The organism is Cellulomonas hominis (assembly GCF_005239125.1).
Lineage (GTDB): Bacteria > Actinomycetota > Actinomycetes > Actinomycetales > Cellulomonadaceae > Cellulomonas > Cellulomonas hominis_A.
Genome location: NZ_SZYE01000129.1, coordinates 1 through 11,483, shown reverse-complemented (window position 1 = coordinate 11,483; position 11,483 = coordinate 1). Strand labels below are relative to the sequence as shown.

The 11,483-nt window shown below is 77.1% G+C and carries 11 protein-coding genes; 2 read left to right on the top strand and 9 right to left on the bottom strand.

Translation table 11 applies throughout. From position 1 onward, the window contains the following. Positions 1–1,588: succinic semialdehyde dehydrogenase (locus FA014_RS14090; protein WP_154730294.1), on the bottom strand; the 1,588-nt coding region annotated here is incomplete at its 3' end. A gap of 9 nt (positions 1,589–1,597) precedes the next feature. Further along, the gene (locus tag FA014_RS14085; RefSeq protein ID WP_154730293.1) at positions 1,598–2,128 is read right to left on the bottom strand and encodes a VOC family protein; all 531 of its coding nucleotides are present in this window, start codon (positions 2,126–2,128) and stop codon (positions 1,598–1,600) included. A 64-nt stretch (positions 2,129–2,192) separates the two neighbouring features. Here FA014_RS14085 and FA014_RS14080 point away from each other — a divergent pair, with 64 nt between their 5' ends. Continuing rightward, positions 2,193–2,993, top strand: coding sequence for a helix-turn-helix domain-containing protein (locus FA014_RS14080; RefSeq protein WP_230323162.1), 801 nt, complete (start codon positions 2,193–2,195; stop codon positions 2,991–2,993). A 22-nt stretch (positions 2,994–3,015) separates the two neighbouring features. Here FA014_RS14080 and ptsP read toward each other — a convergent pair whose 3' ends face one another. The 7 genes from ptsP to FA014_RS14045 all read right to left on the bottom strand — a co-directional run bounded on the left by ptsP (position 3,016) and on the right by FA014_RS14045 (position 10,593). Then, positions 3,016–4,752 (bottom strand): phosphoenolpyruvate--protein phosphotransferase, encoded by a 1,737-nt coding sequence (ptsP, locus tag FA014_RS14075; RefSeq protein WP_154730291.1) that lies wholly within the window; start codon positions 4,750–4,752, stop codon positions 3,016–3,018. Positions 4,753–4,848: 96 nt separating this feature from the next. After that, positions 4,849–6,405 carry a PTS fructose transporter subunit IIC gene (locus FA014_RS14070; RefSeq protein ID WP_154730290.1) on the bottom strand — a complete coding sequence of 519 codons (1,557 nt, stop codon included), beginning with the start codon at positions 6,403–6,405 and terminating at the stop codon, positions 4,849–4,851. Continuing rightward, complete coding sequence (locus FA014_RS14065) at positions 6,402–6,857, bottom strand: PTS sugar transporter subunit IIA (protein ID WP_154730289.1); 456 nt, start codon at positions 6,855–6,857, stop codon at positions 6,402–6,404. Before FA014_RS14065 ends, FA014_RS14070 begins: the two co-directional genes overlap by 4 nt. A gap of 2 nt (positions 6,858–6,859) precedes the next feature. After that, positions 6,860–7,816, bottom strand: a complete 957-nt coding sequence (pfkB, locus tag FA014_RS14060; protein ID WP_154730288.1) for a 1-phosphofructokinase — start codon at positions 7,814–7,816, stop codon at positions 6,860–6,862. Further along, complete coding sequence (locus tag FA014_RS14055; protein ID WP_154730287.1) at positions 7,813–8,574, bottom strand: DeoR/GlpR family DNA-binding transcription regulator; 762 nt, start codon at positions 8,572–8,574, stop codon at positions 7,813–7,815. Before FA014_RS14055 ends, pfkB begins: the two co-directional genes overlap by 4 nt. Positions 8,575–8,809: 235 nt before the next feature. Beyond that, the gene (locus FA014_RS14050) at positions 8,810–9,934 is read right to left on the bottom strand and encodes a GuaB3 family IMP dehydrogenase-related protein (protein WP_154730286.1); all 1,125 of its coding nucleotides are present in this window, start codon (positions 9,932–9,934) and stop codon (positions 8,810–8,812) included. 104 nt (positions 9,935–10,038) lie between these two features. Beyond that, complete coding sequence (locus tag FA014_RS14045; protein WP_154730285.1) at positions 10,039–10,593, bottom strand: type 1 glutamine amidotransferase domain-containing protein; 555 nt, start codon at positions 10,591–10,593, stop codon at positions 10,039–10,041. A gap of 162 nt (positions 10,594–10,755) precedes the next feature. Here FA014_RS14045 and FA014_RS14040 point away from each other — a divergent pair. After that, on the top strand, positions 10,756–11,483 hold a 728-nt coding region (locus FA014_RS14040), incomplete at its 3' end, for an exonuclease domain-containing protein (protein ID WP_154730284.1).

Below are 11,483 nucleotides of genomic sequence, written 5' to 3'. Positions count from 1 at the left end.
CGGTCCAGCGCTCCGGGTCGCCCGCCAGGAGCCGGCCCGGGCCGAGCGGCGGCACGAGCGTGCGGCCCGCGACCCGCAGGCCGTGGACGCCCCGCTGCACGGCGACGGTCCGGGTCGCCGTCAGGGCGAGCAGCCCCTCGCGCCCGTGCCGGTGCCCCCAGCCCGAGGCCCCGCGCCCGCCCTGCGGCGCCGCCACCGAGCCCCAGGCCGCCTGGTAGCCGTCGTTCACGGACACGCTGCCGGCGCGCAGCCGGGCGGCCAGCGCCGCGCCCCGCCGCGCCGACCGGGTCCACACCGACGCGGCGAGGGCGTACGCGGAGTCGTTCACCGCGGCGACGGCCTCGTCGTCCGAGGCCACCGGCGACAGGGCCACCACCGGCCCGAACGTCTCCTCCCGGAACGCCCGCGCGTGCTCGCCGACGCCCTCCAGGACGGTCGGCTCGTAGACGTACGGGCCGAGGTCCGTGCGGTGCACGCCGCCCGCGAGCACCCGGGCCCCGCCGGACAGCGCGTCCTCGACGTGCTCGACGACCCGGGCCAGCTGCTCGGCCGAGGTCAGCGAACCCACGTCGGACCGGTGGTCCAGCCCGGTGCCGACGCGCAACGCGCGGGTCCGGCGGGCGAACGCCGCGGCGAACGCGTCGTACACGTCCCGGTGCACGTAGAGCCGCTCGACCGACATGCACAGCTGCCCGGTGCCGCCGAAGCAGGCCCGGACCGCGCCCTCGGCGGCGACCTCGACGTCCACGTCCTCGGCGACGTACATCGCGTTCTTCCCGCCGAGCTCGAGCGTGCTGGGCACCAGCCGCTCCCCCGCCCGGGCGGCGACGACCCGGCCGGTCGCGGTCGAGCCGGTGAACACCAGGTGGTCCACGTGGTCCACCACCGCGGCGCCGACGGTCGGGCCGTCGCCCAGCACGACCTGGACCAGCCCGCGCGGCATCCCGGCGTCCTCCAGCAGCTCCACCGCCCACAGCGCCGTGAGCGGCGTCTGCGGGTCCGGCCGCAGCAGCACGGCGTCCCCGGCCGCGAGCGCGGGCAGCGTGTCCCCGAGCGTCAGGCTCAGCGGGTAGTTCCACGGCGCGACGACCCCGACGACGCCCACCGGGTCGTGCAGGACCCGCACCGACGTCAGACCCGGCACCAGCCCCGGCCGGCGCGCGGGCGCGAGGTACGCCGGGGCGGCCCGGCCGAGGTGCCGCGCGAGCAGGGCCACGTCGGCGACCTCCTCGTACGCGGCGCCGCGGGCCTTGCCGTTCTCCAGCTGGATCAGGTCGAGCACGTCGCTCTGCCGCTGCAGGAGCAGGTCGTGCACGCGCAGCAGCAGCCGCGCCCGGTCCCGCGCGGGGACGGCCGCCCACCGGCGATGGGCGGCCCGGGCCGCGCGCGCCGCCCGGGCCACGTCGTCGGGCGACGACTGCGGGAGGGTCGCGAGCGGGGCGCGGGTCCACGGGGCGTGGTGGGTGCGCGTCCCCGCGCCGGGCGAGCTCGCGACCCGTCCGGCCAGGTCGCGCAGGTCGTCCGGCTCGAGGACGTACGTGGCCAGGGGGTCGGTCTCCGGGTCCAGGACGCCGTGCTCGGGCACCATGCGGCCAGGCTACGCGCCGGCGCCCGCCTGCTCCGCCGCCCAGGCCGCCACGCGCCGGGCCGACTCCTCCGGGGACAGGTCCTCGACCCGGGTCATCACGGTCCACCGCACCCCGTACGGGTCCACGACCGAGCCGTACCGGTCGCCGGACACGAACGTCGTCACCGGTTCGCGCAGCGTCGCGCCCGCCGCGACCGCCCGCTCGACGGTCGCGTCGACGTCCGGGACGTGCACCGCGAGCGAGTAGGTCGCGGCCTGCGGGTCGGGGGTCGTGATGCCGTAGGCGGGCATCGGGTCGCCCAGGGTGAACCGGCCGTTCCCGAGGTCCAGCGACGCCTCGCCCACCAGGTCGCCGATCCGGAACACGTCGAGGACGCGGGCGCCGAGGACCCGCTCGTAGAATCCGATGGCCTCGGCGGCCGGGTGGACGACGAGGTGCGGGGTCAGTGACGTGACGCCGTGCGGGACGCCGTCGGTGGTGTGCTCGCCGGTGGCGGGGGTCGTCGGTGCGGGGGTCGCGGGTGCGGTGCTCTCGGTCATGCACCGAGCCTCGCCCCGCCCGGGACGGCGGTCTTGTACGAACGGGACACGAGGGGGGCGGCGCGTGGTCGAGTCGGCGGGGCACCTCAACCCGGGCGACCCGGAGGTCGCGTTCTCGCGGTTCCGGCTCGGCGCGGACCTCGACGACCTGGTGCGGCACGTCTGGGTCGCCCGCTGGGACGTCCCCGCGGGTGAGGTGCGGACGCAGCGCGTGCTCACCTACCCGAGCGCCAACGCCGTCCTGCAGCCCGCGGGGGCGACCCTGCACGGCCCGTCCCGGGTGCTGACGACCCAGGACCTGACCGGCCGGTCCTGGGTGGTCGGCGTGCTGCTGCGCCCCGCGGGGGCCCGGCTGCTCACGACCACGGAGCCGGCGCGCCTGGTCGGGCGGTGGGAGCCGCTGCCGGGCGCCCCGCTGCCCGCCGTCGCCGCGGCGACGGGGCGGCCCGCGGGGGCGCCGGCGGCCGCGGCGGATCGAGACGTCGCCGCCCTGCTGCACACCTGGCTCGCCCCCGTGGCCGCCCGGGTGGACGACGCCGGCCGGCTGGCGAACGCGGCGTGCCGGGTCGCCGAGGAGCGGGCCGACGTCCGGCGCGTCTCCGACCTCGCGGACCTGCTGGGCACGACGACCCGCACGCTCAGCCGGGTCGTCCGGCGGCACACCGGGCTGACGCCGAAGTGGCTGATCGAGTGCCGGCGGCTGCAGGCGGCCGCGACCACGCTGCACGCCGACCCCGCGGCGGACCTCGCGGCCCTCGCGGCGGACCTCGGGTACGCGGACCAGGCGCACTTCACGCGCCGGTACCGCGCCGTCGTCGGCGAGACGCCGGCCCGGACGCGGCGACACGCCCCGGCGCCGGCCTGAGCGGCCGCGCCGGGGCGCCCGCTCACACCCCCAGCGTCGCCCGCGCCTCCGGGTCCAGCAGCCCCGCCACGGCCGCGCGGCCCGCGGCGGGGTCCGCCGCCGCCAGGGCCGCGTCCGCCATCGCCCGGCACGCGTCCAGCGTGTGCCGCCGCAGCGCGAACCGGACCGCGGGCAGCGCGGCGGGCGACATCGACAGGCTGGTGATCCCGAGCCCGGTCAGCACGAGCGCCATCAGCGGGTCGGACGCGGACTCCCCGCACACCCCGACCGGCCGGTCCTTCGCCGCCCCGGCCCGCGCCGTGGCGGCCACGAGCTCCAGCACGGCGGGCTGCCAGGCGTCCAGCAGGTCCACGAGCTCGCCGCGCAGCCGGTCGGCGGCCATCGTGTACTGCGCCAGGTCGTTGGTGCCGAGCGAGACGAAGTCCACCTCGTCGAGCACCGCGGCGGCGCGCAGGGCGGCGGCGGGCACCTCGACCATGACGCCCGCGGTGCGCAGGCCGGCCGCGTGCACGGCGTCGGCGAACGCCCGGGACTCGGCGGGGGTGGCGATCATCGGGGCCATCACCCACGGCTGGGTGCCGGTCTCCTCGCCGGCGCGGGCGAGCGCGGTGAGCTGGTCGGTGAGCAGCGCGGGCGCGGACCGCACCAGCCGGTAGCCGCGGACGCCGAGCGCGGGGTTCTCCTCGGCGTGCAGGTTCGCGAACGCGAGCGGCTTGTCCGCCCCGGCGTCGAGCGTGCGGACGACCACCTTGCGGTCGGGCCCGAGCGCCCGCAGCACCCGCGCGTAGGCGGCGGCCTGCTCGTCGACGGTCGGCGCCTGCTGCCGGCCGAGGAACAGCACCTCGGTGCGGAACAGCCCGACGCCCTCGACGGCCGCGCCGGCGAGCTTCTCCGCGTCCTCGGCGGTGCCGATGTTGGCGAGCAGCTGCACCCGGTGGCCGTCGGCGGTGCCGCCCGGTTCCGTGTCGGACTCCAGCGCGCGCTCGGCGGCGGCCCGGGCCTCCAGGGCGGCGCGGTCGTCGCCGGTGGGCTCCACCAGGACGGTGCCCGCGGCGGCGTCGACGCCGACCACCACGCCGTCCGCGAGCGCCCCCGCGCCTGTGGTGCGCACGACGCAGGGGATGCCGTTCTGCCCGGCGATGATCGCGGTGTGCCCGGTCGGGCCGCCCTCCTCGGTGACGAGGGCGAGCACCCGCTCCAGGTCGAGCGCGGCGGTGTCGGCGGGCGCGAGGTCCGTCGCGACGACCACGGACGGCTCGCGCAGCTCGGGGACGCCCGGGGCGGGCAGCCCCGCCAGCCGCGACACGACCCGGTCCCGGACGCTGCGCAGGTCCGTGACCCGCTCCGCCAGGTACCCGCCGGCCTGCTCGAACATCGCGGCGAACGTGCCGACCACGGCGTCGACCGCCGCGACCGGGGGCTCGCCGCCGCGGACCCGGCCGAGCACCTGGTCCCGGAGCGCGGGGTCGTCGGCCATCATCGCGGTGGCGCCCAGCACCTCGGCCACGGTGCCGGTCGCGCGCCGGCCCTGGTCCCGCAGCCCGTCGGCCACGGCGGTGAACGCGGCGGTGACGGCGTCGGGCAGCTCGTCGGCCGGGACCGGTGCCCCGTCGACGAGCACCGGCGCGTCGCCGGGCACCTCCGGCACGGGGCGCACCCGCACCACCGGGCCGACGGCGACCCGGCGGCCGACGCCCACCCCCTGCAGCACCGTCCCGGCGGCGGGCGGTGCGGTCGTCTCGGTTCGCGTGTCGGTCATGGCGTGAGCGTCTCCCCGTCGAGATCGTCCTGGCCAGGGGCGGAGGTCCCGCCCCCGGCCGTCCCGGGCCGCGCGGGCCCGGGGACCAGCATGCCGTCAGGCGACGGCCGGCTGGGTGGTGGCGGCCGGCGCGGCGGCCGCGGCGTCCGCCTCCCGCTCCGCCTCGACGAGCGGGCTGGGCCGCAGACCCTTGAGCACGACCACGACGCCGGCGGTGACGACGGTGCCGACGGCGACCGCGAGCAGGAAGCCGAGCGGGTTCGAGATCAGCGGCAGCACCCAGATGCCGCCGTGCGGTGCCCGCAGCCCCGAGCCGACCGCCATCGTGATCGCGCCGGTGGCGCTCGACCCGACCAGCGACGACACGATGACCCGCCACGGGTCCGCCGCGGCGAACGGGATGGCGCCCTCGGAGATGAACGACAGGCCGAGCAGCCACGCGGCCTTGCCGTTCTCCCGCTCGGCGTGCGTGAACAGGCGCTTGCGGACCGTGGTCGCAAGCGCCATCGCGAGCGGCGCGACCATGCCGGCGGCCATCACGGCGGCCATGATGCGGTACTGCACCGCGTCGCCCGTCAGCCCCTCGGTCGCCAGGCCCGTGACCGCGAACGTGTACGCGACCTTGTTGATCGGGCCACCCAGGTCGAAGCCCATCATCGCGCCGAGGAGCGCGCCCATGAGCACGAGGTTGGACCCGGACAGGCCGTTGAGCCAGTTCGTCAGGCCGTCCATCACGTCGGCGATCGGCCGGCCGATGACCACGAACATGAGGAAGCCCGTGATCAGCGAGGACAGCAGCGGCGTCACCACGACCGGCATCACCCCGCGCACGCCCTTGGGCACCCGCCACCGGCTGATCCACAGGGCGAGGAAGCCGCCCACGAAGCCGGTGACCAGGCCGCCGAGGAAGCCGGCGCCGATGAGGACCGAGATCGACCCGCCGACGAAGCCGGGCACCAGCCCGGGCCGGTCGGCGATGCCGTAGGCGATGAAGCCGGACAGCACCGGCACCAGGAACGCGAACGCCGCCGACCCGGTCTGGAACAGCAGCGCCGCCCAGTCCTGCCCGGAGGTCACGCTGAACGAGGAGATCAGCTCGGAGACCGGGACCGCGGTCACCTCGACCGGGCCCTGGTTCCCGGGCCACGCGACCTGGGCGATCATGAAGCCCAGCGCGATGAGGATCCCGCCGGCGGCGACGAACGGGATCATGTACGACACGCCCGTCATCAGCCACTGGCGGACGCGGGTGCCGACGCCGGCGTTCGGGTCGACCTTGGTGACGGGGCGCGCGCCCCCGGCCGACGGGGCGGCACCGGCCGCCGCGGCGTCGGCCGCCGGCACGCCGGCCTCGACGGCCGCGACCGCCTGGGCGAGCACGCCGGTCGGGTCGTGCACCGCCTTCTTCACGCCGACGTCGACGAACGGCTTGCCGGCGAACCGGTCCCGCGCCTGGACCTCGAGGTCGGCGGCGTAGATCACGCCGTCCGCCGCCGCGATGATCGCGGGGTCCAGCGGGGTCGAGCCCGCGGCGCCCTGCGTCTCGACGTGCACCTCGTGGCCGGCGGCCTTGCCCGCCTGCTCCAGCGCCTCGGCGGCCATGTACGTGTGGGCGATCCCCGTGGGGCACGAGGACACGGCGACGAACTTCATGAGGGCACGACCTCTCGCTGGACGATGTCCGCCACGGTCGCCGCGTCGGGCGCGTCGAGCAGCGACTGCCGGAACGACTCGTGGACGAGCCGGCGGGCGAGCGCGGCGAGGATCTGCAGGTGGTCGGCGTCCCCGCCGGCGGGCGCGGCGATGAGGAACACCAGGCGGGCGGGCCCGTCCGGGGCGCCCCAGTCGACGGGCTCGCGCAGCTTGCCGACCGCGAGGCTCGGGGCGGCGACGTGCTCGGACCGGGCGTGCGGCAGGCCGACGCCGCCGGGCATGCCGGTGGCCATCTGCGCCTCGCGGGCGCGGACGTCGGCGTGGAAGCCCTCGGCGTCGGTGACGCGGCCCGCGGCGGCGAGCAGGGCGATGAGCTGGCGGGTGGCGTCGTCGCGGTCGACCGCGACGAGGTCGACGCCGACCAGCTCGGCGGAGGTCAGGGACAGGCTCATGGTCACAGCTCCTTCAGAGCGAGGGCGGGATCGGGGTCGGTCACCAGGGCGACCTCGTCGGGACGGACGTCGGACGGACGCGGCACGGCGCTGCCCGGGAGCAGGACCGCGGCGCGGCCCCAGGCGACCGCGCGACGCAGCCGGTCCGGGGGCGGGCCGGCCGCTGCGAGGTAGCCGGCGAGGGTGGAGTCCCCCGCACCGACCGTGGACACGGGCACCAGGCCGGGGCCGCCGGCCCACCAGGACCCGCCGTCGGCGACGAGCAGCGCGCCGTGCGCGCCGAGGCTGACCAGGACGGCGGCCGTGCCGTGCGCCTGGACCTCGCGGGCCGCGGCGAGCACGTCGCCGACGGTGGTCAGCTCGTGGCCCGCGAGCTCCGCGAGCTCCTCGTCGTTCGGCTTCACCAGCGCGAGGCCGCCGTGCCGGACCGCGGCCGCGAACGGGGCGCCCGACGTGTCCAGCACGACGGGGACGCCGTGCCGCGCGCCGAGGTCGGCCACGGCGGTGAAGAAGTCGTCGTCCAGACCCGCCGGCAGGCTGCCCGCGGCGACCACGGCGGTCGCGCCGGCGAGCTCCGACTCCACCGCGGCGAGCAGCGCGGCGACCTCGTCGGGGGTCAGGGCGGCACCGGGGGCGTTGATCTTGGTGGTGGCGCCGCTCGACTCGGTCAGCGTGATGTTGGACCGGGTGTCCCCCGCGACGGGGACCGGCCGGGCGTCCACGCCCTGCGCGGCGAGCAGCGCCACGACCTGGGCGCCGTCCGCGCCGCCCGACGGCATGACCGCGCGGGACGCGACGCCGTGCGCCGCGAGCGCCCGGGACACGTTGATGCCCTTGCCGCCGGGGTGCAGGTGGGTGGCCGCGGCGCGGTTCACCTCGCCCACCGCCAGGCGCTCCAGGTGCAGGGCGCGGTCCAGGCTGGGGTTCGGGGTCAGGGTCACGACCCGGGGGGCGGTCACGCGCGCACCACCCGCGGGCCGGCGGCCTCGACCTCGTCCGCGAGCTCGGGCATCACGCCGGAGTCGGTGACGAGCGTGTCCACCTGCTCGAGCGACGCCACGTGCGCGAAGTCCGCGCGGCCGAGCTTGGTGTGGTCCGCGAGCACCACGGTGCGCCGGGCCGCCGTCACCAGCGCCCGCTTCACCGCGGCCTCCGCGAGGTCGGGGGTGGTCAGCCCGTGCTCGACGCTGAGGCCGTTGGTGCCGAGGAACGCCGTGTCGACGTGGATGTCCGCGAGCTCGCGCAGGGCCCAGGTGCCGACCGCCGCGAGCGTCCGGCCGCGGACCGTGCCGCCGACCAGGTGCAGCGTGATGCCGGGCCGGGTGGCGAGCACCGTAGCGACCGGGAGCGCGTGCGTGACGACGGTCAGCTCGCGGTCGGTGGGCAGCAGCTCCGCGAGCCGCACCGTCGTCGTGCCCGCGTCCAGGATGATCGCGCCGCCGGCCGGCAGCTCCTCCAGCGCGGCCTTGGCGATGCGGTCCTTCTCCCCCGACAGCAGGCCCTCGCGCTGCGCCAGGCCGGGCTCGAAGCCGAGCTGCTCGACCGGGATCGCGCCGCCGTGCACCCGGCGCACCAGGCCGTGCCGCTCCAGGACGGTGAGGTCGCGCCGCACCGTCTCCGGGGTGACGTCCAGGGCGGTCGCGAGCGAGGCGACGTCCACGCGCCCGTCCCGTCGCGCGGCGGCCAGGATCTGCTGCTGGCGCTCCGTTGCGTACACGTCGCCTCCGTCGGTTCCGGTCCTCGTCCGCAGGTGGCCCGGGCGCCGGAAGGGGCCCCGCGCTGGGCTTGCTGCGCGACCAGCATGCCCCAACCGGACACCAAAACGCAAGCAATCAAACCGACTCGGACTCAAACACGAACGAAACGGGCATCCGGACGTGCGCCTGCGCCGGGACGGACGAGGGCCGCGACCCCCTCGGGGTCGCGGCCCTCGGCGCGCGCGGGTGCCGGCGTCAGCGCGGCTGGTACGGGGAGACCACGATCTCCACCCGCTGGAACTCCTTGAGGTCCGAGTACCCGGTGGTCGCCATCGCCCGGCGCAGGGCGCCGATCAGGTTCAGCGAGCCGTCCGCGGTGTGGCCCGGGCCGAACAGCACCTGGTCCAGCGTCCCGGCCTGGCCGACCTGCACCCGCTCGCCGCGCGGCAGGTGCGGGTGGTGCGCCTCCGGGCCCCAGTGCCAGCCCCGGCCGGGGGCGTCCGTGGCGCGGGCCAGCGCGGCGCCGAGCATGACGGCGTCCGCGCCGCAGGCGATCGCCTTGACCAGGTCCCCGGACCGCCCGACGCCGCCGTCGGCGATGACGTGCACGTACCGGCCGCCGGACTCGTCGAGGTAGTCGCGGCGCGCGGCCGCGACGTCCGCCACCGCGGTCGCCATCGGGGCGTGGATGCCCAGCGACACCCGGGTGGTGTGCGCCGCGCCGCCGCCGAAGCCGACCAGCACGCCCGCCGCACCCGTCCGCATGAGGTGCAGCGCGGCCGTGTACGTGGACGCGCCGCCGACGATCACCGGCACGTCGAGCTCGTAGATGAACCGCTTGAGGTTGAGCGGCTCCGCGCGACCGGACACGTGCTCGGCCGAGACGGTGGTGCCCCGGATGACGAACAGGTCGACGCCCGCGTCGACGACGTCCTTCCAGAACTCCTGGGTGCGCTGCGGCGACAGCGCGCCGGCGACGGTCACCCCCGCGTCCCGCACCTCGCCGACCCGGCGGCGGATCAGCTCGGGCTGGATCGGCGCGGCGTAGACCTCCTGCATCCGGGCGGTCGCCTCACCGGCGGGCAGCTCGGCGATCTGCGCCAGCAGCGGCTCCGGGTCCTCGTACCGGGTCCACAGGCCCTCGAGGTCGAGCACGCCGAGGCCGCCCGCGCGGCCCAGCGCGACCGCGGTCGCGGGGCTCATCACGGAGTCCATCGGCGCGGCCAGCACGGGCAGCTCGAAGTGGTACGCGTCGATCTGCCAGCCGACGGACACCTCCTCCGGGTCCCGGGTGCGCCGGGAGGGCACCACGGCGACGTCGTCGAAGGAGAATGCGCGCCGTCCCCGCTTGCCGCGGCCGATCTCGATCTCGTTGCTCACCGGGACAGGCTACCGGCGCGGGCGCACGACGCGGGCCCCGCCGCGACGTGCGACGGGGCCCGCGCGGGTGGCGACGGCGACCGCCGCCGGCGTGGCGCCCGGGCTCAGCCCGCGACCGCGTCGACCACCGCGGCGCTGAACGCCGGCAGGTCGTCGGGGTTGCGCGACGTGATGAGCGTGGACCCGCCGGCCGGCGACACGACGACCTCCCGGTCGACCCAGGTGGCGCCCGCGTTGCGCAGGTCGGTGGCCAGGCTCGGGTAGGACGTGAGAGTGACGCCCTCGACCACGCCGGCCTCGATCAGCGTCCACGGGCCGTGGCAGATGGCCGCGACGGGCTTGCCCGCGCCGAGCACGGCCTTCACCAGCGCCTGGGCGCCCTCCTGCGTGCGGAGCGTGTCGGCGTTCACCGTGCCGCCGGGGATGACGAGCCCGTCGATCTCGTCCGCGGACACCTGGTCCAGCGTGCGGTCCACCGGGTACTCGCCGCCCGGGTCGAGGTCGTTGTTCACGGCGCGGACGGTGCCGGCCCCGGCGGACACGAGGACGGGGGTCCCGCCCTCGTCGGCGACGGCCTGCCAGGGCGTGGTGAGCTCGGGCTCCTCGATGCCCTTGTCGCTGGTGAGGAACGCGACGGTACGGCCGGTCAGGCGACCCATGACGACTCCTTCGCTCGAGGTCCCCCGCGGTCCGCGGGGTCGGCCTCCAGCCTCACCCGGACGGGCGCCGGGCGCATCCGGGCCCCGCCACACGCCGCGCGGGGTCCCCGGGAGCGTCGGTGGCCGGTGCGATGCTGGCGGCGCAGGAAGGAGAGGGACGCGATGACCTGGACCGACGGGCCGCTGCTGGGGTTCGACACCGAGACCACCGGCGTGGACACCGACCACGACCGCATCGTGACGGCCGCGCTCGTCCGCCGGGACCGCGACGGCACGCACGTGCGCACCTGGCTGGTCGACCCCGGCGTCGAGATCCCCGAGGGCGCCAGCGCGATCCACGGCATCAGCACCGAGCACGCCCGCGCGCACGGCGTCGAGCCGCGCGGCGCCCTGGACGAGATCGCCGCCGCCATCGCCGCCGCGGTGCGCGAGGGGATCCCGGTCGTGGCCTACAACGCGTCCTTCGACCTGTGCCTGCTGGAGGCCGAGCTCCGCCGGCACGACCTGCCGACCGTCGAGGACCGGCTCGGCGGCGAGCTGCGCCCGGTGATCGACCCGCTCGTGCTCGACCGCGCCGAGGACCGGTACCGGTCCGGCAAGCGCAAGCTCGTCGACCTGTGCGGCGTGTACCAGGTGGTCGACACCGGCAGCCTGCACACCGCCGACGTGGACGTCGTGGCGACCCTCGACGTGCTGGAGCGGATCGTCGGCCGGTTCCCGCACCTGGGCGACCTCGACCTCGTCTCGCTGCACGACTACCAGGTGACCGCGCACCGCGCGTGGGCCGAGGCGTTCAACGCCTGGCGGACGGAGCGCGGGCACACCGGGCCGGGCGCGGAGTCGGCGTGGCCGAGCCGGGCGGCGACGCGGGCGACGGCGGTCGTCGCGGC

Excerpts from the sequence above, each read along its gene's own strand:
- FA014_RS14085 (WP_154730293.1), bottom strand. The coding sequence starts at position 2,128 with ATGACCGAGAGCACCGCACCCGCGACCCCCGCACCGACGACCCCCGCC.
- ptsP (WP_154730291.1), bottom strand. The coding sequence starts at position 4,752 with ATGACCGACACGCGAACCGAGACGACCGCACCGCCCGCCGCCGGGACG.
- FA014_RS14070 (WP_154730290.1), bottom strand. The coding sequence starts at position 6,405 with ATGAAGTTCGTCGCCGTGTCCTCGTGCCCCACGGGGATCGCCCACACG.
- FA014_RS14065 (WP_154730289.1), bottom strand. The coding sequence starts at position 6,857 with ATGAGCCTGTCCCTGACCTCCGCCGAGCTGGTCGGCGTCGACCTCGTC.
- FA014_RS14045 (WP_154730285.1), bottom strand. The coding sequence starts at position 10,593 with ATGGGTCGCCTGACCGGCCGTACCGTCGCGTTCCTCACCAGCGACAAG.